The sequence below is a fragment of the Prevotella sp. BV3P1 genome (assembly GCF_000479005.1).
Classification (GTDB): domain Bacteria; phylum Bacteroidota; class Bacteroidia; order Bacteroidales; family Bacteroidaceae; genus Prevotella.
The window spans coordinates 67952-94383 of sequence record NZ_AWXC01000025.1 but is presented as its reverse complement, the minus strand read 5'-3'; the positions used below and the strand labels follow the sequence as shown (position 1 = coordinate 94383).

The following is a 26432-nucleotide window of genomic DNA, read 5'->3' as shown; positions in this document are numbered from 1 at the left end:
AAGACTATGAAAACTATTAACAATATCTTGACAATCTTGGTATCCGTATTCATTTTATCTAGTTGCTCTGATTTTTTAGAACCTAAACCAAGATCACAATATACCGAGATGGATGCCTGGAGTTCCGTAGAAAACACCTATCTATATCTTAATGGCTTTTACAAGCCCATTTACGAATACGGACCTTATGGCGAAAAGTATGCAGGAGTAAGTCTTACTGACGGTTTTTCTGACATTCTTCGCTATAGTGCAAATGTCATGGGAGGCTCCGGAGGTGATGTCAACAAGGTGGTCTACACCGGAGGTATCAGTCCACAAGGCAATCCCCTAAGTGATTATACATACGAATATAACCGCATCAGGCGCATCAACGAATTTTTGTACGGATTAAAGACTTATGCAAAATACGGTGACCAGGAGAAATTAAAGATGGAGGCACAGGCACGTTTCTTTAGGGCATATCTTTATTTCATGTTGGTAAGAGGGCATGGCAGCGTTGTAATCCGCGACTACATTGACGGGCCCAATGAGGCATTCAAGGAAAGAAGTCCCGAATCCACATGCTGGGATTTCATTGAAAGCGACCTTGATTTTGCCGCAGAGAACTTGCCCGACATCTGGCCCAAAAAGGATTTAGGACGCATCACAAAGGGTGCTGTTTATGGATTCAAGTCGCGTGCCATGCTGTATGCCAAGCGCTGGGAGAAGGCTGCTGAAGCTGCTGCAAAAGTAGTGGCAAAAGAGGGAGATCTATATGACCTTATGCCGAATTATGCAGATGTATTTAACCAACCAGACTTTTGTAAGGAAACCGTTTTAGGCTATCGTTTCCATGGTCAGATAACGCATTTAGCGCTTTTTGATAAGCAATATAGTCCGAAAGGTGACTTCCCTGAATCTAACACGGATGGTAAGTGCCTGGCTGTTCCAACACAAGAGCTTGTAGATTCCTATCGAATGGCTGACGGAAGCAGTTTCAATTGGAACAACTCAACACATGCCGCCAACCCATATAAGAACAGGGAGCCTCGATTTTATGCTTCCATTCTATACAATGGTGCTACCTGGAAAGGAAGAACCATAGAAACGTTCGTGGGAGGAACTGATGGGTTTGAGGAATTTGGTATCAAGCCATACCCAAACACCACTACGACTGGCTACTATATACGCAAATTGCTTAATGAAAACGTCAAGGACATGACCGTCAAGGGCACTACCTGCTGGAACGAAGTACGCTATGCAGAAGTACTGTTGAACCAATCTGAAGCACTCAACGAGATGGGTAAGACCACTGAAGCTCTTATACCATTGAACAAAGTAAGAAGTAGGGCAAAGCTGCCTGCTGTTTCATCTACGGGTCAAGAGATTCTGCGGAACATTATTCGCGAAGAGCGGAAAATAGAACTTGCTTTTGAAGGCCAACGTTATTGGGACTTGAGACGCTGGAACATGGCACTTGACGTCTTAGGAGGAAAACGCATGCACGGCATGAAGATAACCAAGCAAACAGACGGAACCTTCAATTACCAGATAGTTGACTGCGATGGTAAAGATAGGCATTTTGAAGAAAGATATTATCAATTCCCAATACCGGCATCGGAAATCCAAAATAATCCGAAATGCAAGCAAATAGATAAATGGTAAACTTAATCAAGCAGAACAATGAAAACAATAGATAAAATTACGGTGTCAGTTCTTGGCCTACTGCTCATGTTTTCGTGCCAAGAAGCAGATACATTGGTACCCACAACGAGCAATGACATTAGTGGCATAACGATTATGCTACCAGATGGCACAAAATCAGATTTCACCGTTGCTCCGGATGCCAATAACATGATCAACCTCGAAATGGACGGAAGCATCAAGACTGACATGAAAAAAATCAGAATGTCAGTAAACGTTCCCAACAATGCAATTGTAGAATCAAGTATACCACTTGGGCAATACATGGATTTTACAAAACCTGTGAGCTTTGATGTTATTGCAGCCAATGGGGACAAGAAAACATATACAATTACTCTGAAAGTGGTTCCATCTCTCATCCAAGTAGATGAGCTGTGGAGAAAGACTGCATCTCAACTGAATTTCGTTAAGCACAATAACGGCGGCTTGGCCATCAGTGGAGATTATTTGGTCATTCACGAACGTACAAAGTTTGACTATTACAATCTGAAAGACGGAACAAAGGCAGGCACTTTGTCTATGGAGGGGGTTGACTGGAACACACTTACCCGCACCGTACCCTTGTTTATTGCAAACGACGATGCAGGAAACATTGTCTCAACCAACTTCTACACGTCCGGAGGCATACCTGAAGGAGGCACCAGCACGATACACATGTTTTGGTGGGAGGGTGTAAACGCCAAACCCAAACTGCTGTTTTCGTATGATGTTAACTTAGATGAATTTGCTGGAAACAAAGACGTAGGAAGAAAATTCTACGTCAGAGGCAACATCAAGGAGCATGCATTCTTGTACATGGGTGTTTCGTTCCAGAACGTTTTCCTCAGATGGGAAATCAAAAACGGGAAGCCAGTATCGCAACAACCTGAAAAGATACAATACGACCCAGGTTACCAAATGGGCATAATGCCTCAAATCGTGCCGATAGAGCTTGGTGAAAATAGCAACTATTTCATTTCACGCTACGATGAAGGAAAAGCAAAGGTGGCTATCACGTACATGAACGGCCATACCAACAAACCTCTTTATTCCTCGTCACATCATGTGCAAGGTATTTTCCACCAATGGCTTGGCGGAGGAACTGCATTCGATTACGTCGATTTGATGGGAGCAAAATACATGTTTTACATCGAAGGAAATACAGATAACTGGATGAGAGAGATTTATAATGTTCGGTCGGTGATAAAAGATCCTGCTGGTACCACCACCGAAACACAGAAGCTCGCACATACGCGCAAATGGAATGGATGGCTTGAGTTCCCGCTTGATCCCGCATTCGGTTCCAACGGCAACACCACAGCAGATGTCGTCACACAAATCGCACCCGACAAGAAGTCTGTCATCGTAGCCTTCCTCTATACAAACGGAGGCGTAATGGTGTGGAAAGTAAGTTTGATGTAGCAAACGTTTAAAAAGATTGGAGATGCTTCAACTAGCCCGTTGAAAATGCTTAGAAGAAGTAAAAAAGCATGGCAGTGCTTTCAAGTATATAGAAAACCTGCAAGTAAGTAATTACTGCCCTGCAAAAACATTCTCAACTGATTAGAAAAATCATTCCAAGCATCTCCCTTCGATTCCTGCTCAAGTTGAGCACACGATAAGTAAAAATCGGCTGTATGGTCTCAAGACCACACAGCCGATTTTCTTTAATCATTTGATGTTTGATTTGTTGCAAACCAACAACTAAACTTTTGCATTTTGTAAAGTAAGCATAATATTTCCAAGAAAACAAATAAGGCAAATTCCACTTGTATACATTTGTCAAATACACTCAAAAACTATTCCTCATACAGACAAACTCAAGATACTCCCCATAGAAATTTTTATTTGCTGACTCTATCTTTCTCAACAGTCAGCTTTTTGGATGCTTGCCATAACCAAGCAATTTCCTAAACACACAATGTTAGCAAGCAAAGCTAGTATTAGGGCTTCCTTACTATTTTTCTTTGAAATTTTATACGAAACACATTTGCAATATCTTCCATGTTATCTGTAATGATATTTTGTGATTCCCTTTCCCATACATAGAGAATTTCCAAAATACAAATCACTATTATTGGCGATTGTAGGAACGAAGCAGATATCGTACTTTTGCAAAACAAGAGACGAACATTTTTGATAAGAAAATTATGGCAAACAGACAAAGTAATTCCTATCAAGGGATGATGGAGCATTATGATGACCTGCTGACAGGACGAAAGTGGTGGTCAAGGCTATACATGCGATTGATTTGGAACCAGGACGCTAATCTCTTGGCTCGGAAAGTACTTGATTTTATACCGAACGACTTTCAAGGACGACTGCTTGACGTTCCTGTTGGCACCGCCGTTTTTACAGCGGAGAAGTATCGCCAGATGAAAGATGCCCAGATTGTTGGTTTAGACTATTCGGAAGAAATGATAGCAATTGCGGCGTTGCGAAAAGCAACGGAGAAGATAGCCAATTTGTCTTTGGAACAAGGAGATGTTGGAGAACTTCCCTATGCCAACGAATTCTTCGACTGCGTACTGTCAATGAACGGCTTTCAGGCTTTTCCAGATAAAGAGAAAGCCTTTGCCGAGATTTTCCGCGTACTGAAACCTGGTGGTTTCTTCTGCGGTTGCTTTTATGTCAAGGGTGAACGACGATTGGCTGATTTATTGGTTAAGAAAGTCATGGAAAGAAAAGGATTTTTCCACCCTCCATACGACACCTTCGCTGAAGCCGAAAGACGGCTTCGGGGTATGTATGGTGAAGACGCGCTAACTGAAACAATAGGCTCTGCCTGCTTGTTTAGATGTGTGAAGCCTCAAAAAGAAAGTGCAGAAAGCGAATTATATACCTCCAATAACATAAAATAATGAGTATAACAACTATTATTGATGAAGAAAATATCACAATTGTACAAGGAATCAACGGCATTATGCTGTATAAGGAAGAATGGATGAAGAAAGAAAACAAGGATAGACAGCTATTATTAGCACCAAAGCAATAGATAACAATGCAGAAAGCAAAATGAAAGACATGAGCTGCTGTTGATTCTTGTGTAAACTATTGGTGGCTATTATTATTTTGTGAGTCCGCATCGCCATTGCCCGTAATCGTGGATGTAGCAATACAAGTAATTCTCTTTGCTCATTGTATATGATGTCTGTCACAACGAAATTGCACGGAACACCAAGAACGTTCCGTGCAATTTCGTTGCTAAAGAGCCGTGTTGAGCTGTTGCTTTATCTGATTCGGTCAGCAGACCTTACCAATTTTTCATCGTGGATGATACCTCGGCGCGCCAATACTAATGCGATAATGGCAACCAAAGGTATACATGCTGCAAACTGAAGGTGGAAGGTATACTCATGACCAAAACCATTCAGCAGGGCGAATGCATAATAAACATACCATGCCAGACAGAAAACAATGCTCCATAAGCAAAGTTTAGCCTGCAAAAGTCGTTTGCGGTATAAAAAAACAGCACAGGCTTCCAAAGGGATAGTCACCACCAGCAGTGCGAAAAGAGGCCAGTTGCTAAAATTGACTCCACGATCGGGTACTACTGTCCCAAGGTTGTATATCAAAGTTGACAGCCCCATTCCTTGCGGTTCGAGCATGGCGACAGGCATGCACAGACATGCCACCGTCACTATTAGAGCCAAGAGCAGGTACAGCGTTTGCTTTCGTTGAATCATGCCTGTTCGTCGTTATTATCCAAAGAAGGATCACGGTAATAAACATTACCTTCTATAAATTCCTGTGTTGCCAGCAAAGTAGGTTTGGGCAACTTCTCGTAATAACGCGAAATTTCTATTTGTTCACGATTCTCAAACACCTCTTCCAAAGAGTCGTTGTAAGACGCGAACTCTGTCAATTTTTTATTCAAATCCTGTTTAATCTCTGCTGCAATCTGATTAGAACGCTTCGCAATGATTGCCACACTTTCATAGATGTTTCCCGTTTCTTCACACAAATCCATGATGTTGCGGGTAGTCGTGTTGACGGGTGCGTTTGACTTTTTGTAATCCATTTTTTATAAATCCTTATCTGTTGGGCATTGTCATCTTACCGGACAATGACTTATTCAAAATATATAGTTGATGATTTTACTCTCGTTGTATTGCAAGCATAAGAGGCAATATCCCCTTATGTTTTCTACGAGTTTGACTCTCCTGTCTTCGTAACCTCCTTGCATTTCTTGATAAACTTCTCCGCTAAGGTGCGTTGCTTCGAGTCGGGATACTCGTTGATGAATCCATAACACTCATCTTCTGCATCCTGGTAGCGTTCCAATCGCTTTTCCTCGACACTCTGTTCAGCCAGCTCAAACTTGCTCTTCATCACCAGCACGGCAAATTTCTCACGCAGGGATGAATAGGGATAATCCTTCAATGCATTCTCTGCTGTAATGATACATGCTTCGTAATTGTTGCCGCCGCTGGTGCAGTTGCCGAAATAAGGGCCAAGATCATAATACAACTGCGCTGAATACAATTCCTTCTTCACCAGCTTGTCTTGCAACTCAAAGAGCCTGTTCTGCGCGCTGTTTTTCAGTTTGGCATCTGGATAAAGATCCAAAAACTCCTGGAAAGAGGCGATGGCCGAAACTGTTTGCGACTGGTCCAAACGTGGCTCTGGCGTACACATGAATAGGCTTTCGCCCACATAGTAGCTCGCCAACTCAGCGTATTTCCCCTTCGGATAACTTTGCACATATCGCTTGAACGCTTGGGCAGCACTCTCATAGTCACCACTTTTGTACTGTGCCATAGCCAACATGTAAAGGCTTTCCTGCGCATTCTCGGTACCTTTCTGAACAACTATCAAATCGTTCAGCAAGGTAATGGCCCGAGTGTACTTACCTTTAAAAAAGCACTCCTTCGCATATTCATAGCGGTAGTTGCTGTCGGTCGACTTGTAAACCGCATTGAACTCATTGGCACAACTGCCGAATAACAATGCGAAGCATATAGTGGAAATGAAAAATAGTTTCTTCATCGACATAATCTTTGGTGTGCAAAAATACATATAATCCATCGATTTACAAAGTAAAGAGAATGCTTTTTCGCAAATAATTAACCTTTATAACGGATATTTTTGTACTTTTGCATGTCTGGGCAGCCATTTGCATGCATAGAGGCAATCCTTCAATAGATTCAGGATGAATTTCAAACTCACGTCAAAATACAAACCCACGGGCGACCAACCTGAAGCCATTCAGCAACTCACCGATGGCATTCATCGGGGTGATCCGGCGCAAGTGTTGCTCGGTGTGACCGGATCGGGCAAGACTTTCACGGTGGCCAACGTTATCAACAACGTACAAATGCCAACGCTGATTTTGAGTCATAACAAGACGCTGGCCGCCCAACTCTACGAAGAGATGAAGGGCTTTTTTCCAGAGAACGCGGTAGAGTATTATGTATCTTATTATGACTATTATCAACCCGAGGCTTATCTTCCTACAACCGACCTGTACATTGAGAAAGACTTGGCCATCAACGACGAGATAGACCGCCTGCGATTGAGTGCGGTAAGTGCTTTGTTATCAGGAAGAAAAGACGTTATCGTCGTGTCTTCCGTTTCGTGCATTTACGGCATGGGAGGTCCCTCGGCCATGACTAATAGCATCATTACGGTGAAGAAAGGCGAGCGATTAGATCGTAATGATTTTTTACGGAAGTTGGTGGAAGCGCTGTATGTCCGCAATGACATCGACCTGCAACGTGGCAATTTTCGCGTCAAGGGCGATACGGTAGACATTGCGATGGCCTACTCTAACAACATTCTTCGCATCACCTGGTGGGACGAAGAGATTGACAGCATCGAGGAAGTGGACAGCGTGACTTTCCACCGATTGGAAGAATTTGAGGAATATCACATCTACCCCGCCAATCTCTTCGTTACGACAAAAGAACAGACCGAACACGCCATCCGCGCCATTCAGGACGACTTGGTGAAGCAAATTGACTACTTCAACGACCTGGGTGACACCATCAAAGCACAACGCATCAAGGAACGTGTGGAATACGACATGGAGATGATCAAGGAATTGGGCCACTGCAGCGGCATTGAGAACTATTCGCGCTACTTTGACGGACGTGAAGCCGGACAGCGTCCTTATTGCCTTTTAGACTTCTTTCCAAAAGATTTTCTACTCGTTGTCGACGAGAGTCACGTCAGCGTGCCGCAAATCAGTGCCATGTACGGTGGCGACAGGGCCCGCAAGCAGAATCTCGTAGAGTACGGGTTCCGCCTGCCGGCGGCGTTTGACAATCGTCCACTGCGCTTTGAGGAGTTCCATGACATGCTCCACCAAACCATCTATGTTTCGGCCACCCCAGCCGATTATGAGCTGCAAGAGGCCGAAGGTGTCGTGGTGGAACAAATAATCCGCCCCACGGGACTACTCGATCCGGAGATTGATGTGCGTCCCAGCGAGAACCAAATTGATGACCTTTTGGACGAAATCCTGCAACGCACCGAACGCGGAGAACGTGTCCTGGTAACCACGCTGACCAAACGTATGGCCGAGGAACTGACCGAATACCTGCTGAACCATGACGTGCGTGCCAACTACATCCACAGCGACGTGGCCACACTCGACCGCGTCAAAATCATGAACGACCTGCGTGCTGGCGTTTTTGACGTTTTGGTTGGGGTCAACTTGCTGCGCGAGGGCCTGGACTTACCTGAGGTTTCGCTCGTGGCCATCCTTGATGCTGACAAGGAAGGGTTCCTGCGAAGTCACCGTAGTTTGACACAAACGGCAGGACGCGCCGCACGCAATGTCAACGGAAAGGTAATCATGTATGCCGACACCATCACCGAAAGCATGCAGCGCACCATCGACGAAACCACTCGCCGCCGCTCCATTCAGCTAAAATACAATGAGGAGCACCACATCACGCCACAGCAGATTATCAAAGAAATCAAGAACGCATTGCCCACCTCGAAAGAGGATGAGAAGGACCGACGTTATCCCACCCTTGCCGCCCAACAAGCGTATATGGAGGCAGAGAGTGGTGCCTTTGCTGCCGACCCGATTGTATTGCGAATGACGCGGGAACAACTTGAGAAGAGCATTGCCAACACTACTGCCTTGATGAAACAAGCAGCCAAGGACTTAGATTTCCTACAAGCCGCCCAGTACAGGGATGAAATCGTGAGGTTGCAGGCGATGTTGGAACAAAAATAACTTCACCTTTCAATGTTCAAGATTTACAGGACAGATGCTGAAACGTTACACATTATAATAAGCATATCGTCTTCTTTTTTTACCAAAAAATGCCCTAAAAACGGCACTAACAAACTTTCAATTTAGAAAAAATTGATAGGCAAACAGGATGTAAACTTGAGAATTTTCAGCAAGAAAAATCGGTTTACACCCTAAAAGCATGGTTTTTTCCCAACGAAAAGCATCCTTTTGGTGTCCAATCTGTATGGTATTGTGGGACAAAAGCATGCAAATTGCCCTCTAAATTCAATGATATTTGCCATAGGAAGATACGAACTTCCAGCTCACCCGACGCAAGATTCTCATTAATTATTAGCTATCAGCAACATATAAAAACAGCTAAATTTTGGCGTATTTACAACCAAAAGACTGGTTGATGGTAAATACGTGAAATATGAAGAGGTAGTTTGTCAAGAAAAATCATACGCGCATACCATTATCATATTACTTCCGCTTACAGACTGAAAGGATAATTTGTAACGGTAGTATCATTAATGTTGAAATCATTCCTTTCATTAATCTTCTCTAATTGTGCGTCATTTACACAGAAAATATATACATTTGTGAAATGAATCAATCAATCGGCTGACGAAAAAGTTTGGTACAGTCACCTTCTTAGTCATTTCTATGATGGGACACCCCCAGCCCGTCTTGGCTCTGAAGTAGCAGTTGGAAAAGGGTAAACAGGAGGTGAAGGCTGACAAGAACACTCACAGAGAGGCCAAGCATGTACAGCCAATGCAACATCAAAACGCTCACGACATGGCGGGCAGCTGTCAGTTTTTCTTCCGTAGTCAATATAAAAAGGAGGACACTTCATGGAATACAGTAAAGAAGACAAATTAGAATGGACGATGATTTTCATTCATGAGTTTGGCAAGCGGTTCGGCCTTACCATGAAAGAGGCTTTCGGCTATCTGAGTCGTTTCAAGGGTATTGACTTTATAGACAAGCACTATGGCTTTGTACATACGCAATCGTTTGAAAGTATGGTAGACGACATCGCCAGTCTGTGCAAAAGAATGGGAGGACAGTTAGGATGAGGCTCTATCATGGGACCAATGTACAATTCGACAATATTGATCTTAAGAAGTCGAAACCGAATAAAGATTTCGGACAAGGTTTCTACCTGTCTGACAACAGGTCACAGGCGGAAGAATTGGCAGATGCACGGGTTGCGTTGGTTGGCGGTGAACCCATCGTCATCGAATATGACTTTGATGAAAGATTATTGGAAAACGGAACGCTGAAAGTGAAGTGTTTTGAGGGTTATACAGAGGAATGGGCAAACTTTGTTCTCCTGAACAGAAACAGTGAGGTTGGGGCTGTCCACAATTATGATGTGGTGATTGGTCCCATCGCCAACGATCGCGTAGGACGCCAACTGTGGCGTTACCGTAATCAAGATATTGACATGCCTACACTGATTAGGAATCTGCAATATATGAAAGGCATCACCATGCAATATTTCTTTGGCACAGAGGAGGCCATCAAACACCTTATTAAACGATGAACGAAAAAGATGAAATGAAAAGCGACATGGTAAGGTGTCTTGCCAGTCTGCTGATGGAACAAAGGCCAAACCTAAGCATGGAGCAAGCTTTGAGTTTGGTGTTCAACTCAGAAACTTATCAAAAAGTGCTTGAAGATGAAACACGCCTGTATTATCAAAGCGCAAAATATGTGTTCTCATATTTGCAACAGGAATTAGAAACAGGCAAAATAGGATAAGGTAATTTATATTCTTCTAACTGTGAGAAAGTATAACTTGCAGCGGTTGTAGTGCAAGGAACAGATGCCTTCCTTTTTCGTTAATCTTCTCAAATTGTGCATCATTTACGCAGAAAATATATACATTTGTAGACCGAATCAACCGATTGAATTATGAGAAAGTTTGTCATCGCCATCCTCTTAGCCATGCCTTTGATAATGCAAGCACAGACTGTTTTGACGCCGGAGCAACAATTGGAAAAGGCCAAACAAGAAGCGCAGGCTGCCAAGAAAGCCGTCAAAGAGGCCAAGAAAGCAGCAAAACGAGCTGCTGCAGAGGCCAAGAAAGCTGCCAAAGACAAAGCTAAACAGGCCGAGAAAGCACGAATCGAAGCTGAAATAGAGCGTGCCAACAAGGAGACAGCTCGATACAAAATGGAAGCAGAGATGATTAAGAAGAAGGCAAGACAGACTGTTGAAGATGCGCAAAAAGCTGTTACAGGTACCTCATCGGGCTGGTCTATCCCAGACAACAGCGCGACCGAAGGCAATCAGAGAAGCAGCTCGCAACAGAAATCGGTTAGTTCAAAGGTCACTATGCCGAAGGCAGACAAATATGATTCCAAGTATTTGGAGGGAGGTGTACCGCAAGATGCCGATGGCAAAGTGGTCTTCACCCTCGATTTAAAGGCTCCTGGGAAAACGGCCAAGCAGATTTATGACATCACCTATCAATATCTTGATGAACTAACAAAAGGCGAAAATCAAATAAAAAGTCACATTGCGCTGGTCAATCAAGAACAAAACATCATCGCCGCCCGATACACAGAGTGGTTGGAATTCAGTAAGTCATTCCTGTCATTAGACCGGACAGAATTCGACTACACGCTGATTGCCAAGTGCACAGACAACCACTTGGAACTCACGTTGAGCCGCATACACTACGACTATGAGAAGGGACGGCCCACGCACCTGTCGGTCAGTGCAGACGAATGGATTACCGACGAGGTGGCTATCAACAAGAAAAAGAACAGTCTGCGTCCCCTGTCATCAAAGTTTCGCCGCAAGACCATCGACCGAAAAGATGAGATATTCAGTCAGATTTCCTATCGGCTACGCTGACAATCCATGCCTAGCTGAGCATCATCAGGCGGGCAGTAACACTGATAAAAACTATTTTTTCAAGCGATAACACGACATCTATATGAGTGCAAAATACCCAAGACGACAAAGAGGAACAGGCGAAACGCCACGCGATAGAATCTTTTGGATTCGCAACATACTCAACATCATCTTCATGATTGGTGCCGTGGTAGGCGTCATCTTCTATTTCTTTACACAAAAAGAAACGCTTGGAATCATCATCATCCTAACCGCCATGTTCTTCAAAATGGCCGAATGCAGCATTCGCATATTCCACAAATGACTCGATTTTTACTATCCATATTCCTTTTACTATCGTCCTTGACTATGGTTGCTCAGATAGACGACTATAATCAAATAGACCCCAGTGGTAACATCACGCGACGAGATGGCATGTCCAACGACTCGACTCATGAGAACAAAGAGATTCCGAAAGGGCTGAAGGTTTGGACGGTCAACGAACGTTTTGGGGACATCATTCCTGCCATTCCCGATACCTTGTCACACATGTATCCCAACAGCATCTTTACAACGGGCATGCGCGGTGAATACAATTCTACGGGCAATCTGGGGGCACCACGCATCAATAGGCTGTTCGTTGATCGCCAACGTGCTGATCAACAGTTTATCTTTACGCAACCTTATGACTATTTCATCGTTGCTCCGGGCGATTTTCATTTCACCAATACGCTGTCGCCCATCACCAACTTGACATACAATACGGCTGGAAACCGCACCAACGGGGAGGATCATTTCACGGCTAAGTTTGCCGTAAATGCGGGCAAGAAGTTAGGTTTGGGATTTAAATTCGATTATCTCTACGGACGTGGATATTATTCCAACCAAGCGTCTTCACATTTCAACTACACCCTGTACGGTTCTTATCTCGGCGAACGGTATCAAGCTCACCTGCTCTTCTCGACCAATCATCAGAAGAATACAGAGAATGGAGGTATTACAGATGACAAATTCATCACCAACCCAGAGAGCTTTGACGATAACTACCAAACATCAGAAATACCGACGGTATTGCAGCAGAACTGGAACCGTAACGATAATCAGCACGTTTTTTTCAGTCATAGATACAACGTTGGCTTCAATCGAAAAGTACCCATGACGGCTGAAGAGATTAAGGCAAAGAAGTTTGCCATGGAGGCGAAGAAAGAAAATGATGCGAAGAAAGCCAAACAAAAGGCCAGGAAACAGGCAAAGAAAGATGGCAGAACACTGAACGATGACGACCTGAAAGAAACAGAACCGCTGGCCGGCCGGCCTGATGACGCGGTCATTGCAGGCGTTGAGTCGACAACTCCTGCAGCGCAAGACAGCGGCCGTATTGTCGTGAACGGTCAGCAGGCAGCAGACAGTTTGTTGGCTAAACAAAAGAAAGAAAATGAGGATACGGCTTGGGTAAAGAACGAATATGTGCCCGTAACCAGCTTCATACACACACTGAAGTTCGACAATTACACCCGCATTTATCAAGCATACCAGACACCGGACAACTACTATGCCAATACATACAAGATGGATGAATGGCTAAAAGGTGACTCCATTTATGACAACACCAAGCACTACCGTGTACACAACACGTTTGCACTATCGCTCTTGGAAGGGTTTAACAAATGGGCCAAATCGGGATTGAAAGCTTTTGTCAGTCATGAACTGCGGCATTTCACGCTCCCCGACACAGTGGGAACGGCGACTTACAATGAAAACTCCGTATACGTCGGCGGGCAATTGAGCAAGACACAAGGCAAAACTTTCCACTACGAAGTGACCGGTGAGGTGGGGGTTGCAGGGCGAGATGCAGGCAAGATAGACATCAACGCCACCGCCGACCTCAACTTCAAGCTGTTTGGTGACACCGTACAGTTGGCAGCGAGTGGGTTCTTTCATCGCTATCAACCCACCTTTTACTACCGTCATTATCACGGACGTCATTTCCTTTGGGACAATGATGACTTGAGCAACACCACACACACGCGTATTCAAGGCTTGTTGAGCTATGCCAAGACCAAGACTTCACTACGCATTGCCGTGGACGAATTGACCAACTATACCTACCTGGCGCAAGCCTATACCATCAACAATCAGTATCAGCGGATTGGCACACAGGTTGGTGTTCGGCAAAGCAGTGAAGCCATTAACGTGCTGACAGCCTCACTATCGCAGGATGTAGCATGGGGACCTTTGCACTGGGAATCGGTCATTACCTTTCAAAACTCTTCCAGTCAAACGGCGTTGCCATTACCGAAACTCAACATTTACTCCAATCTTTTTTTCCGATTGAAGATAGCCAAAGTACTGAAATGTGATGTGGGTGCCGACGTACGCTACTTCACCAAGTACTATGCACCTGACTATAGTCCGGCCTTAGGTCAGTTTGTTGTGCAGGAAAATACCAACCGCATTGAGATAGGCAACTACCCTATCGTGAACGCGTACGCGAACTTCCACTTACAACAAACACGCTTCTTCGTGATGTACAGTCATGCCAATGCGGGCAGTGGCACAAAGGCAAGTTTCCTCGTTCCTCACTATCCGCTCAACGGCAGCATCATCCGCTTTGGGTTGAGCTGGAACTTCTTCAATTAAATAAGTAGCCCGAGAGAAACCAGAACACCATAAACAAAGATGTTCCGCCCTGTCTCGCCTAGGATTTGATTCAGCGCCTTACCTTGTTTGATACGCATGCGACGGTAAGTACGCGTATGCAAAACCAAATAAATCATCGGGAAGATGAAGGCCCAAAGATGCCCATTGAACAAATACACAATACCCAACAGGCATCCCAACCATCCCAGCATGAGATAAACTTTGCGTGATAAGGATTCACCCATCCTTACTACCAAGGTCATCTTATGCGCCCGCCGGTCGTTCTCCAAATCACGATAGTTGTTGACAATCAACAAGGTATCAATGATGACGCCACAGGCCAGCGAACTCAACACCACTTCCCAAGTAACGTGATTCATCGTTGACGGCATCGCCAAATAGTAGGTTACACAAACAGGAATAAGGCCAAAAAAGAGAAGAACCAGGAGATCACCCAGTCCGAGATAAGACAGATGCGTGGTGTAGAGAAAACAAAACAACACACATAGAAGTCCAACCCAAACCATTTCGACACCGCCATAGCAAACCAAAGGCAGTCCAACCACACAAGCCAGCAAGGTTGTTACGACAATACCTACGCGCATGGCTTGCGGAGAAATCCACCCTTGCGCACAAGCACGGCGTGGTCCCAGTCGGGTTTCATCATCATTTCCACGCTTGAAATCAAGATAGTCGTTGATAAAATTGGCATCTATCTGCATGATGAAAGCAAAGAGGAAACACAGCAATACCGGCACTATGCGAACGTTCCAGTCGGTCTTCGCCAGCGCCAATGCCGTGGCAATCATCACGGGAACAGCCGAACCCGACAATGTTTTGGGACGCATGGCCAAGAGCCAAGCTTGAAGAGAGTTGCGTTGAACACGAGGTGCATGCATACAAATTGTTTTTCGTTGAATATTCTTGAGATTGGTTTGCAAAAATAAACAATTATTCTTACATTTGCAATAAACTCCCATAAGCATGATAGAAAACAATGTAAACCTTGATTTAATGGCTTTCATCGAGCAAAACATCCTCCCGAAATACAACGAGTTTGGCCTTTCGCATGGATTGGGGCATGTGCAGCATGTCATAAGCGGAAGCCTCGAGCTGGCCAAAAGGATGGGGGCAGATGTAAACATGGCATACACCGTAGCGGCCTATCACGACATCGGCATGTCTGGACCGAGAGCCATTCATCACCTCACTGGAGGAAAAATTCTTGCTGCTGACGCGCGATTGAAGCGATGGTTCTCACCTGAACAGATACGCATCATGCGCGAAGCCGTTGAAGATCACCGTGCCAGCGCATCCCATTCGCCACGCAGCATTTATGGAAAGATTGTGGCCGAGGCTGACAGAGACCTCGAACCAGAGCATGTTTTTCGCCGCGCGGTACAGTTTGGTTTGGAAAACGAGCCGGGAAAGAGCCGCGAAGAACAGTGGCGTCGCTTTCTGGCTCACCTGCAAGAAAAATATTCCAACACAGGCTACATCAAGCTTTGGATACCCAACTCGCCTAACGAAAAGCACCTGAAAGCCATCCGCAGCATCATAGAGAATCCAGAAAAACTAAGACAGCAATTCGACAATCTCTATGATGAGGAAACGGGCAACCAGCACACCTGCTGACTTGTCTTCCCCAAAAGCTCACGAACTTTTTTCACATAGCCATGCTTTTGGCAGCCAATTGCATTGACTTTACCGCCCAAAAGCATGGCTATTGGACTGTAAAGTCAATGAGTTTGCAAACGATTGTCAATGAGATAATTACGGAACATCTGTCGATAGGATTCTGAGAAAGGGGCAGACGTGCCGGATGAAGCCTATCCATCCAAAACAAAACTATTATTCGCGGAAGTTCAAAACACGTCTGTAGGGATGCGACGAATCACGTCCCTACAGGCCACCCCCTATCCGAACGGTGGCCCGCCATGGGTAGGCAGGCTGTCCTTACAACAGGCCAGCCTTCTTCAACAGCGGCATGACGGTCTCGGCATGGAGCCGCTTCTTCTTTTCTACAGAACGGTATTCGTCGAGCAGGGGCTGATGATCGTTGAGCAAAACCGCCATGAGCTTCTCGTCAACTATCAAGGCTTTCTTGTTGCCAGGCGTGATGACGTAGCACACATTCTGGCTGGCTACTTTCTTGGAGGCGGCAGCCGTGGCCAACGCACCAATGAGCCCGAACATTCCACCAATGGTAGCGCGACTGCTCATTTCATGCACATTGAGGTAGGTGAGCAGCAGATGGCCGTCGCTCATCTGGAAGGCTCGGGCATATCCGTTGCCGAAAGCACATCCACGATCCTTGTACGGACGGGTGTTCAGCAAGAGCGTGTCGCCATACATAATGGCGAAAGCATCCTTCTTGAGCAGCTTCTTTACCTGCTTGTCGTGCGAGTCGAACCTGAAATCGTTTCCGCCCCACCACATCTGCTGGTTGCGCGTCTTGGTGATCACAGTCACGCTGTCGGCAGTTTTCCATTCGCCTGCGGCCAATTCCTCGTTATTGTTGCAGTATTTAATGCTCACACACTTGTGCGTATGTTCTTTTTCTACCTGTTCCGACTCATTCTGTGCATGAACTGGAACGAAAGAGGCCGTGGCCAGCAACAGGCTCATAGCTACGGCGGCAGTGCTTGTTTGAATCTTTTTCATATCTAACTGAGATTAATAGTGTTTGTCCTTGTTTCCGTCAGAATGTGACAACAATGCAAGCGGTTAAAACAAATAAGCCAGGCCGATGCCTAACTGATAGTGGTTGAATCCAAACTGACCTTCCCATCCGGCGGGCTTACGATAGATGGAAGTAAGCTGCCTGAGGTCGGCTCCGATGCCCCAATGGCGTGACAACTTATAGGTGCAACCAAGAATGGAAAGAAGTCCAAGCCCGTTTTCCTGGTCCCGCTGTTCCAGATCATTGCGGGCAAAGCCCATGCCTACCGCTCCTTCCCATCGCCAGCCTTTGTCGGTTGTCCATGTGGCGACAAAGCTACCTCCCACGAAGAGCACATTGCAGTTGGGCTTACTAAAGTGGTTTTTGCTGGCATGAATGCCAAAGCCCAGCCCATTGTCCCACAAATGCTCATAGTCAAGGCTCAGCGTTGCGACTGAGCTTGAATTGTAAGTTTCTCTCACATCCTCGAACTTGGATGTCATGATGCCAAGCCCGTAATTCAGTCGAATCATGTTTGGCAGCGCCTCTGTGCGGTCTGGTTTCACAGCAGTATCAACAGGCTGCTGGGCACTCACGAAGATTGCAAAGAGACTGCAGAAGGCCCATAAAAGTGTTCGCTTCATATTTGTTAGCTTTAAATTGATGTACAAAGATAACAAAAATCCAAATTTTACAAAAAAAACAGCTTTTTTGTTCTATTTGTTTATCGACAAAAGTTGCTTTTCTTCACAGACCTTACTGACATTTTTTGCAGAGTGCTAAGCCGAATCACGGGTCAACTCGCCCTTATTGTCCATCATGTCGTGACGCGACCTTGACTTGGTGACCATCCAAACGCCCACAAACACCATGAGAACAGCAAGGCCATGCGTCCATTTGAAGATGCCCATTCCCGTGAGTACCGTCACGACAACGGCCACAATGGGCTGCACATAGTTGTAGGAACTGACCACCGTTGGGCGCAACACGCGTTGGGCAGAGATGACGAGGATGTATCCGACAAACGTACCAAAGAAAACAACATAGGCGGTTTCCAACCAGGTTTTAGTAGAAACAGCCGCCCAAGGAATATCCATGACTTCACGGAAAGAAAACGGCCAGATGAGACAGGTGGCCCATAGAAACATCCATTTGTTGACGGTAAAGACCGAATACCGCTTCACCAACTTGTTGAATGTGGATAAATAAAAAGCATAAGACAGCTGCGCCCCCATGACCATCAGGTCGCCGCGAATGTCACCAACCTTGGCATCGCCTGCGGTCATACTGGTTAATATCAAAATCAGCGCACCGCAACATCCTATCAACACGCCCATTGCCTTTTTACCCGTGATGGGTTCTTTCAAAATGAGTGCCGCCAACACCATGGCAAATATGGGCATAGAGGTTGTCACGATGCTGGCATTGATGGGAGAAGTGTAGCTTAAGCCGATGGTAAAACAACATTGATTGCAGACCAATCCGAAAACGGCGGCACCAATAAACCACAATACATCTCGTAGAGGTACATGCTCGCGCTTGACAAAAAGCGAACTCACCCAAAACAAAATGGCTCCGCCCAGCACTCTAAACGAAACCATACTCACGCCATTCACCCCATTTAGCATGGCATCTTTACCGATAGGAGCCATGAGTCCCCAGATGGCACAGGCCGAAAACATGCTCAGGTGAGCCAGCAAAGGGGCACGATTAAAATGCTTGGTAGGAATATGTTCGTGAACTATAGAATCCATATTTTGTTCCATCACAATGAAAATGAGTTTTAAAAGAAGTGGGGAGAAATGAAAAAGAAGCCTTATGGAATGATTTTAAACCGAACTCTAAAGGCTTTTTTATGTTCATCCCAGTTGGTTCCCAACAGTTCGAACCGTCCTATTTGTGAGGTTGAACGCACATGTTTTCCGATACACGGACAAGCGTCGTAATCGCCAATGCGGCAAATGCGAATCGCTTCGGAAGCATCGGCAGGCAGGCGGTCTAAGCAGATTCCTTCGGGAAGATGTTGCCTGTCAACCACTTCAAACGTCACGGGCAAATCTTGTTGTATCAACTCGTTCATACGAGTTTCAATATCTTTCTCGTCACGTTTGTCTGGTTTACGATCGAGAACAAACGTCATCTTACTTTTCTTTCGCTCAATGTGTGCATTGTTTGAACGCTCACATCCAAACATTCTATGCATCAATTGATTGAGTAAATGCTCTGCAGTATGGGCCGGTGGGAATGACACTTCCCGCTCTTGAATTACCAACACAATCTTGTTATTTTATGAAAAGACAAAGATAGCCATAAATGTAGAAACGAACAAAAGAACCCTAAACGAAAACTCCCCATCCTCTGTCATTTGACGAGAATGGGGAGTTTTCGAGTAGGTTAGAGCTGAAAAATCAGACTTCATGACGTATTATTTCATAAATTTTACTGCCATAGCCCATCACCTGTGTTACAAAAGGCCGACCAACTTGCCACGCTACGGTTTGTTCTTTGTTGGTCATCAAGTCAATGGCTCTGCAATTACCTTGCGACATTTGTAAATAGTTGAAGGCATGTTCTGGAATGTTGACGTGCACTGTTTGCTGATTGGGCGAGAAATTCACGACAATCAACAAGAGTTGCTCTGCCGATTTACGCAAGAAAACATACTGCTCATCAGGGTTGAACAATGCCGAGTGCTGACTGTTGGCATACATCAAGTCGAAGAACTGTCCTTGCGCAATGGCTGGCTGATGACACAATTGCAGTATTTTCTGATACACTTCTGAAAGCCGTTGGCTGCGCTTGTCCATTTTTTCTCTTTGATAATATCCTTCAATGATAGACTTCATTGCCCAGTAGTCGAATATGGTCGTTCTGCCGTCAAGTCCGCTGAATCCCTCTGCATCCATGCCTCGCTCGCCAAACTCCTGTCCGGCATACACCATGACAGGATTGGTGTGCAGCCATGCGCATACCATGAAAGCCGGCAAGGCACGTTCGGCACTGCCACAAAAGAAGTCGCTGGCGATACGTTGTTCGTCGTGGTTTTCCAAGAAATAGAGCATCTTTGGCAAGATATCATCCACGGATTGCCATTGGCGGGTAATGTGATGGGCTGGACGCTTGCCACATACGATGTCGCGCAAACAGTCGTACATGCCCACCTTATCATATAAGTAATCAAATCCCGAAGCGATATACGCCCGATAAAGGGTGGGATTGTACACTTCGCCAACGACAATGACATGAGGATAGGTAGCCTTGAGCTTACCAATAGCGTACTGCCAAAAAGCCGTTGGCACCATCTCTGCCATGTCACAACGGAAGCCGTCCACTCCCTTGGAAGCCCAAAACAGCAAGATGTCTGTCATCTGTCGCCACGTGTCGGGCATGGGGTCGAAATGTTCACTGCGTCCACCAGCATCGGTATAATCAATGCCATAGTTCAGCTTGACGGTTTCGTACCAATCGTTAGCTGAAGGCGAAGCATTAAAACAATCGTTACCCGTGCATTTGGCAGGATATTCACGATAAGGTTCGCTGGCATCCTTGCACAAATCAATGGCAGGTTTAAAAGGATAGCCTGGGCAATAATAAAAATTGTTGTGAATGTCAAAGTGCTTGTTTACATCATCGTTCTCCCCCAAGTCTCTCACTCCCTGAGGTTTACAAATGGAGTGGTACTGCCGAGCCACATGATTGGGGACGAAATCAACAATCACTTTCATGCCTGCCTTGTGCGTACGCTTCACCAAAGCATCGAACTCGTCCATACGCTTCGGCACATACACGGCAAGATCGGGGTCGACATCATAATAATCGGTAATAGCGTATGGCGATCCAGCCTTTCCCTTCACAATGGCTGGATGTTGACGAGGGATGCCGTAGGTAGAGTAATCGGTTGTCGTTGCATGGCGAACAATACCCGTGAACCACACATGCGTGAACCCCATGTCGTGAATACGATTGAGCACGGTCGTGGTGATGTCGTTCATCTTCCCCACTCCATTCTCTTCCAGCGTTCCATGGGGTGTGCGGGTCATGTTTTGATTGCCAAAAAGGCGAGTAAAGATTTGATAGATTTGCATGTAATCTTTCCTTATTTCTCCCTGTGAGGAGAGTTGTTCATCGATAATGTTAACGTTGTTGAGAGGTAAGAATTGAGCTTTGTCATCCAGCCAACAAGGCAAGATGACAAAGCTCAATACAGTTTAGATACTTCGTTCGTTTAGATGCCGTGCACTGTCACTTCCTTGCTGATGCGTCCTATCATGCCCTGCAAAGCCTTGCCAGGTCCACATTCGGTAAAGTCGGTGGCACCATCGGCAATCATGTTCTGTACCGTTGTTGTCCAACGAACGCTACTGGTCAGTTGGGCAATAAGGTTTGCCTTAATCTTGGCTGCATCGGTATAAGGTTTCCCATCCACATTCTGGTACACAGGACATTGAGGTGTATTCACCGTGGTAGCCTCTATCGCCTTTTGCAACTCGTCTTTGGCAGGCTGCATCAATGGCGAGTGGAATGCACCTCCCACCTTCAATGGCAACGCACGCTTGGCTCCCGCAGCTTTTAGTTTTTCACAAGCCTCCTCAATACCTTCCTTATCTCCAGAGATAACCAATTGTCCAGGACAGTTATAATTAGCTGGAATGACTACTTTTCCTTCTTTGCTCACCTCTTGACATATCTCTTCTACCTTTTCATCTGGCAAACCAATAATGGCTGCCATGGTTCCCGGTGCTACCTCACAAGCCTTCTGCATTGCCATGGCACGAGCATAAACTAATTTGAGACCGTCTTCAAAACTCAACGCACCAGCTGCCACCAATGCAGAAAACTCGCCCAAAGAATGACCTGCCACCATATCGGGCTTGAACGCATCGCCCATACAGAGTGCAGAAATGACACTATGCAAGAATACGGCAGGCTGTGTCACCTTGGTTTCCTTGAGTTGCTCATCGGTACCAGCAAACATGATGTCGGTGATGCGATAGCCCAACACCTCGTTGGCTTTATCGAACAACTCTTTAGCTGTTTGGTTATTTTCATAAAGTTCTTTTCCCATTCCTACGAACTGGGATCCCTGACCGGGAAATACAAATGCTTTCATACTTGTTTTTTTGTTTGATTAAATCTGATGTAAGCAGATGCGCCAAGCTAATGGCGGTCTACAAATTTTCTAATACTCATAAAGAAACAACCTGCCTCAATGTGAGACATGACTGCAATTCGTTTTAATATTTTATAGGGCATGCGTTGGTGATTCAACCTTCGCACAATGTAATAAAAACCTACCGTATTGAACACACCTATCATGATTACTACCAGCAGTTGGACAGTGGCAGAAGCACCTAACTGATAAGAGATAAACCAACACAACACATTAAAGGCATTGAGTGCCAATACCGACACGGTTGTACCGATATGCGAAAAACCTATCTCTATGAACAAATGGTGAAGATGCGACTTGTCTGGATGGAATGGAGAGCCTCCCCTCAACATGCGTAGAAACATGACACGCAAAGTGTCGAAAACTGGAATGGACAGAGCAGAAAGCGTAAAAGCCACCACCCCCATGTTAGGATAATTATAGGCCACCATGGATTTGGTTTCCAAAATATGAAAAACAAAAATACTCATGAGAGTGCCCAGCATGAGCGTTCCACTGTCGCCAATAAACATCTTTGACGTTTTGCCGAAAACGTTGTGCAGGAAAAAAGGAAGCAAGGAAGCCACACATATCCAAGCCAGCACGGTCATCGACCCGTAACCCGATGTCATGAAGGCATAACCGAAGAGGGCGCAAACGAACATGCAAAATCCAGAAGAAAGTCCGTCTACACCATCAATCAAGTTAATTGAATTGATGATACCGACACCCACAAACGAAGAAAGCGCAATGCCAACATATTCGTTCAGCTGGTGTATGCCAAAGGCGCCATGAAAGTCGTCAATAAATTTGTGCTCGGTAGATATCAAAAACAAGATTACACAGAACTCGACTATCAGTCTTAACCATGCGCTCAATCCTATGAGATCATCCAACGTGCCTAAATACATCATCACCGTAATGGTAACAAAAGCAGGAAAGAAAATATAACTGTCAAAGACTGCACTCGTCAAGCCCACCCCCAACACAACTCCCCAAAAGACAGCAATGCCGCCCAATACGGGAACAGGTGCTTTCTGCAGCTTGCGAGCATCGGGATTGTCAACCATTCCTTTTTGTTTGGCAAGTTTAACTATTAAAGGATGAATCCAAGTCACCAACGCAAATGCACTGATAAAAGGAATGACAATGCCTAAAAGAAGAAACTTCAAATTCATAATGCTCTCTACTTAAAATCTTGTTCGCTTGATGCCACTTTTCAAATAACCTGGAATGTTGTATATGGTCTCGTGAGGAAACATGAAGAAGTTACGCAGAATTTTACTCATATTTCCAGTAAAAGCCTTGCATCGGCGCACATAATAATTCTTGGATTTACTTTTTGTGCGTACATCGTGATAACCAAAGTTTCCCGAGTCCAACACATAACGCAGCACCTGTTTGCCCATGTCCGCATACCGCTCGTTATAAAGTGGCATCTTGTCTTTGGGGTATCCCAAGAAGTCAACAGCCATGGCGGCAAACACGTTCCAAATTTTCTCTATGCCCAAATACGTTACGTCATGCGCCAACTGTTCTTGGTCAATATCCGCATGATTTGCATAAAGCAGGCGCATCCAGTCGGCTATCTGCCTCAAACCTATTCCGCCACCAAAATAATGTCTTGTCAAGTGTACAAAGACAAAGACAAGATCTAACCGCAAGGGAGGCAGCACAGCAAAGCCTCCTCCAATACAGACCTTTCTTTCCTTCTCCTCACGAAACATTGCATCACACCAAGCGGGGAACCGACGTTCCAAGGTTTTATTCACATACGCATTGATGCGACCATGCAGCTCCACCACTACATGGCGATACTGAAAAACAGCCTCCATTGTATCGGTGGTGAGAGGCTCTATCATTTTCATTTTTTGTTGACACAACTTGTAAGCATCGGATATCTGTTGCGTATCGGGAATATATAGGTCGACATCTCCCGACTGTCTTGAAAGTGGATCACGATAGTTTTGTGCCACCCCTTGTCCTTTCAGCAAGACAGGCACGACACCAATATCTTCCAGCAAGTGATATATCTCGGGGATGGCAGCATTCATCATTTCGTTGTTTTTCCTGATGGTGAGCACATACGTTATCAGCTTCATCTTCAATGGCTGTGGCATCTCTGTCTCTCTCAATAGCGAAATACCATCAGACACATTGCCTACAACAGCTTGTTTCTCTGCCATGCCCAGCACGGCTTTCCAGTCTATATGCTTACCTACAAGAACGTCTTTGTGGGCAATCTCTCCCCACACTCCTGCCTTGTACAGTTCAAGGAAAACTCTTTCTGTATCCGTAAATGTCGTCATTTGCAATTCTTATTTTGCACAAGCTGCAGATACAAGGCGTGATATGCCTCGTACAAACTCACAGAAGAGAACTGCTCGCATGCCTTTTGTTTGGCACGAAGCGGCTTGTCTTCATCCTTTTCTGCTTGCAGGATTTTCTGTACCAAATCATCCGAGCGTCCTGATTGATAATAGGTAATCTCATCATCCGCATATTTTTCTTTCATCCCTCGAATGTCTGCACATACTATCTTCTTTCCATACATGGCTGCTTCTGTCAGTGACAGGCAAAAGCCCTCGCTCAAACTTGTCTGCACATACACATCCATAAGTGGCATGTATCGATGTCCTTCGGGAACAAAACCCATGAACATTACCCTTTGGGAAATGCCCAATTCTGCACATCGCTGTTGAAGAGGCAAGCGCAAGTTTCCTTCGCCAATCACCAACAGTCGAAACCTGTCTGGCAACTGCGCAAGGGCTTGTATCAACTGTTCCACTCCCTTTATCTTCACCAAAGAGGCACATGTACCTATGAGCGTGTGACCTGCCTTGAATTGCTGCACTTGTTCTTCTTCCTTAACGGACAGCCTACCCTGTGGCTTATCTATGCCATTGTAGCAACGAGCCAGTTTCTGTGCGTTCACCCAGCGTGAATAATAACCAACGGCATCATCGCTGAGCACCACTACCTTATCCAACGTCCTGACAGAAGCCAAGAACAACAGACTGAAAAGAGAGCCTCCGACATTTCCAAATATGTACCGAAACTCCTCCCATATATAACAATGTACCGTGGTTACAAATTTTGTTTTCTTGCCAAACCACGGCTTGTAAAAGGTAAGATACAAATTGGGACGTATGCCATGGGCATGCACAATATCGTAGTGGGCAAAGTTGATGGGGCGGTATCCGTCTACCTTCTCCGTGGGAAAAGGAAGTTCAAAGATGTTCTCGTCAAAGTAAAACACCTTGCACTCATGACCATGCGCAACCATTTGCTTCGCCAGTTGCATGACCACAGACACTGGACCTGCGTGCCTCAGCGCAGAAACCACATAAGCTATCTTCACCTCTTGATAACGCAGAAATGCTTTTTTAATTGTACAGCCATCCGAGCAATATGCGGATGTTGGCACGTAGCCATGTCTACTACCGTTACGCCTTTATAACTATTGAGCGTGTGTATGCGCGACGGCTGGCCGGTTGTGGGCGATGAAAGTCGGCATACCTCATGAAATGCGAGTCTGCCTGTCTCATCTTTTGTTACCTGTTGTATGACAATGCCCTGCCCATAATAGAGCTTTCCGTCTTGTGCGGGTCGATATAGCTTACCATCACATTCAAAAAACGCTCCTGCATTGCGAGCCGTCTTGTCTGCAAAAACGTATGACTCATGTCGTACCTCCTCTCCTTGGGCATTATAAACAAACGTATGCAATACAGGATTGTCATACGGCAAGTAAGTTCCCAACAGCATCTCCTCCCCAAGCACATCCGTAAGGACGGCATCCGCCAGAGGTTGTGTCGACACTACTTTCTCTTTACGGCAACTGTACGTCTTCTGATCAAACTCATACAACGTAAGTCCTTCGCCAAAAAGATTCTCGGGCATGATGTACACTTTGTCATTCCTGCGAACGATGCAAGGAAAGCTGAGATGCCGTGCCACATCCAAGACAGGCGTGAGCTTCTTCAGTTCGAGTGTGTTGCGCTCCACTGTCAACAACGATATGCGACCACGTCTCAAGTGTATGTCATAATCCTCTGCCAAAAGCAAGATTTCTTCATCCGTCACCTCCAACACAAAAGGGTCGGCAAACCAACGGTCAGTGTACGAATGCCGAAGCATACGAACGGAGAAAGATGCACCATGCACCAACTCCTCCAACGACTTGTCGGGAAATCCAATGTTCCATTGTTTCTCCCTGACAACATGGTTGTATATACGTTCCAAAAGCATTCGTAGAAGCGAGTGTTAAGTGAAGAACC

The 26432-nt window shown here is 45.4% G+C and carries 24 protein-coding genes and 1 pseudogene; 12 read left to right on the top strand and 13 right to left on the bottom strand.

The features are described 5' to 3' along the window. The first annotated feature begins 6 nt into the window (after window positions 1–6). The 4 genes from HMPREF1254_RS05070 to HMPREF1254_RS12410 all read left to right on the top strand — a co-directional run bounded on the left by HMPREF1254_RS05070 (window position 7) and on the right by HMPREF1254_RS12410 (window position 4657). A complete protein-coding gene (locus HMPREF1254_RS05070; RefSeq protein ID WP_023057577.1) occupies window positions 7–1644 on the top strand; it encodes a RagB/SusD family nutrient uptake outer membrane protein in 1638 nt (545 codons plus the stop codon). Window positions 1645–1662: 18 nt separating this feature from the next. Continuing rightward, a complete protein-coding gene (locus HMPREF1254_RS05065) occupies window positions 1663–3084 on the top strand; it encodes a DUF5018 domain-containing protein (protein WP_023057528.1) in 1422 nt (473 codons plus the stop codon). 728 nt (window positions 3085–3812) lie between these two features. Beyond that, window positions 3813–4523, top strand: coding sequence for a class I SAM-dependent methyltransferase (locus HMPREF1254_RS05060; RefSeq protein ID WP_036879300.1), 711 nt, complete (start codon window positions 3813–3815; stop codon window positions 4521–4523). Next, complete coding sequence (locus tag HMPREF1254_RS12410; protein WP_255325133.1) at window positions 4523–4657, top strand: hypothetical protein; 135 nt, start codon at window positions 4523–4525, stop codon at window positions 4655–4657. The genes HMPREF1254_RS05060 and HMPREF1254_RS12410 overlap by 1 nt, the downstream gene beginning before the upstream one ends. A gap of 235 nt (window positions 4658–4892) precedes the next feature. Here HMPREF1254_RS12410 and HMPREF1254_RS05055 read toward each other — a convergent pair whose 3' ends face one another. The 3 genes from HMPREF1254_RS05055 to HMPREF1254_RS05045 form a co-directional block, all read right to left on the bottom strand. Next, on the bottom strand, window positions 4893–5348 hold the full coding sequence (locus HMPREF1254_RS05055; protein WP_023057550.1) for a DUF4293 domain-containing protein: 456 nt from the start codon (window positions 5346–5348) through the stop codon (window positions 4893–4895). Then, on the bottom strand, window positions 5345–5683 hold the full coding sequence (locus HMPREF1254_RS05050; RefSeq protein ID WP_023057540.1) for a DNA-directed RNA polymerase subunit omega: 339 nt from the start codon (window positions 5681–5683) through the stop codon (window positions 5345–5347). The genes HMPREF1254_RS05055 and HMPREF1254_RS05050 overlap by 4 nt, the downstream gene beginning before the upstream one ends. Before the next feature lie 125 nt (window positions 5684–5808). After that, a complete protein-coding gene (locus HMPREF1254_RS05045) occupies window positions 5809–6651 on the bottom strand; it encodes an outer membrane protein assembly factor BamD (protein WP_036879303.1) in 843 nt (280 codons plus the stop codon). A 163-nt stretch (window positions 6652–6814) separates the two neighbouring features. Between HMPREF1254_RS05045 and uvrB the strand changes: the two genes are divergently transcribed. From uvrB to HMPREF1254_RS05010, 7 genes are all read left to right on the top strand, one after another. After that, window positions 6815–8851, top strand: coding sequence for an excinuclease ABC subunit UvrB (gene uvrB / locus HMPREF1254_RS05040; protein ID WP_023057582.1), 2037 nt, complete (start codon window positions 6815–6817; stop codon window positions 8849–8851). An 857-nt stretch (window positions 8852–9708) separates the two neighbouring features. After that, window positions 9709–9933 (top strand): DUF3791 domain-containing protein, encoded by a 225-nt coding sequence (locus HMPREF1254_RS05035; RefSeq protein WP_023057586.1) that lies wholly within the window; start codon window positions 9709–9711, stop codon window positions 9931–9933. Continuing rightward, complete coding sequence (locus HMPREF1254_RS05030; RefSeq protein WP_023057516.1) at window positions 9930–10403, top strand: DUF3990 domain-containing protein; 474 nt, start codon at window positions 9930–9932, stop codon at window positions 10401–10403. Before HMPREF1254_RS05035 ends, HMPREF1254_RS05030 begins: the two co-directional genes overlap by 4 nt. Then, on the top strand, window positions 10400–10621 hold the full coding sequence (locus HMPREF1254_RS05025; RefSeq protein WP_023057595.1) for a hypothetical protein: 222 nt from the start codon (window positions 10400–10402) through the stop codon (window positions 10619–10621). The genes HMPREF1254_RS05030 and HMPREF1254_RS05025 overlap by 4 nt, the downstream gene beginning before the upstream one ends. Before the next feature lie 153 nt (window positions 10622–10774). Beyond that, on the top strand, window positions 10775–11722 hold the full coding sequence (locus tag HMPREF1254_RS05020; protein WP_023057591.1) for a DUF4468 domain-containing protein: 948 nt from the start codon (window positions 10775–10777) through the stop codon (window positions 11720–11722). Window positions 11723–11804: 82 nt separating this feature from the next. Continuing rightward, window positions 11805–12026, top strand: a complete 222-nt coding sequence (locus HMPREF1254_RS05015; protein WP_004349897.1) for a hypothetical protein — start codon at window positions 11805–11807, stop codon at window positions 12024–12026. Beyond that, window positions 12023–14341, top strand: a complete 2319-nt coding sequence (locus HMPREF1254_RS05010; RefSeq protein WP_036879306.1) for a putative porin — start codon at window positions 12023–12025, stop codon at window positions 14339–14341. The genes HMPREF1254_RS05015 and HMPREF1254_RS05010 overlap by 4 nt, the downstream gene beginning before the upstream one ends. On the opposite strand, the gene menA is transcribed toward HMPREF1254_RS05010, so the two are convergent. Then, a complete protein-coding gene (gene menA / locus HMPREF1254_RS05005; protein ID WP_023057552.1) occupies window positions 14338–15240 on the bottom strand; it encodes a 1,4-dihydroxy-2-naphthoate octaprenyltransferase in 903 nt (300 codons plus the stop codon). The genes HMPREF1254_RS05010 and menA overlap by 4 nt on opposite strands. 85 nt (window positions 15241–15325) lie before the next feature. On the opposite strand from menA, the gene HMPREF1254_RS05000 reads away from it, so the two are divergent. Further along, a complete protein-coding gene (locus tag HMPREF1254_RS05000) occupies window positions 15326–15976 on the top strand; it encodes an HD domain-containing protein (protein WP_023057581.1) in 651 nt (216 codons plus the stop codon). Between the two features lie 321 nt (window positions 15977–16297). Here HMPREF1254_RS05000 and HMPREF1254_RS04995 read toward each other — a convergent pair whose 3' ends face one another. From HMPREF1254_RS04995 to HMPREF1254_RS04950, 9 genes and pseudogenes are all read right to left on the bottom strand, one after another. After that, window positions 16298–17005, bottom strand: coding sequence for a DUF6563 family protein (locus HMPREF1254_RS04995; protein ID WP_036879309.1), 708 nt, complete (start codon window positions 17003–17005; stop codon window positions 16298–16300). A 63-nt stretch (window positions 17006–17068) separates the two neighbouring features. After that, complete coding sequence (locus HMPREF1254_RS04990) at window positions 17069–17647, bottom strand: hypothetical protein (RefSeq protein WP_023057584.1); 579 nt, start codon at window positions 17645–17647, stop codon at window positions 17069–17071. 135 nt (window positions 17648–17782) lie between these two features. After that, the gene (locus tag HMPREF1254_RS04985; RefSeq protein WP_051331283.1) at window positions 17783–18757 is read right to left on the bottom strand and encodes a DMT family transporter; all 975 of its coding nucleotides are present in this window, start codon (window positions 18755–18757) and stop codon (window positions 17783–17785) included. Window positions 18758–18819: 62 nt separating this feature from the next. Further along, window positions 18820–21088 (bottom strand): annotated as a pseudogene (locus tag HMPREF1254_RS04975) (alpha-amylase family glycosyl hydrolase). Window positions 21089–21228: 140 nt separating this feature from the next. Next, window positions 21229–22113, bottom strand: coding sequence for an ACP S-malonyltransferase (gene fabD / locus HMPREF1254_RS04970; protein WP_023057519.1), 885 nt, complete (start codon window positions 22111–22113; stop codon window positions 21229–21231). A 47-nt stretch (window positions 22114–22160) separates the two neighbouring features. Then, window positions 22161–23330 (bottom strand): glycosyltransferase family 4 protein, encoded by a 1170-nt coding sequence (locus HMPREF1254_RS04965; protein ID WP_023057555.1) that lies wholly within the window; start codon window positions 23328–23330, stop codon window positions 22161–22163. A 12-nt stretch (window positions 23331–23342) separates the two neighbouring features. Continuing rightward, a complete protein-coding gene (locus HMPREF1254_RS04960) occupies window positions 23343–24461 on the bottom strand; it encodes a nucleotidyltransferase domain-containing protein (protein WP_023057526.1) in 1119 nt (372 codons plus the stop codon). Continuing rightward, window positions 24458–25513 carry a glycosyltransferase family 4 protein gene (locus HMPREF1254_RS04955; RefSeq protein WP_036879314.1) on the bottom strand — a complete coding sequence of 352 codons (1056 nt, stop codon included), beginning with the start codon at window positions 25511–25513 and terminating at the stop codon, window positions 24458–24460. The genes HMPREF1254_RS04960 and HMPREF1254_RS04955 overlap by 4 nt, the downstream gene beginning before the upstream one ends. Next, window positions 25510–26397 carry a glucosamine inositolphosphorylceramide transferase family protein gene (locus HMPREF1254_RS04950; RefSeq protein WP_155945423.1) on the bottom strand — a complete coding sequence of 296 codons (888 nt, stop codon included), beginning with the start codon at window positions 26395–26397 and terminating at the stop codon, window positions 25510–25512. Before HMPREF1254_RS04950 ends, HMPREF1254_RS04955 begins: the two co-directional genes overlap by 4 nt. Window positions 26398–26432: the final 35 nt, after the last annotated feature.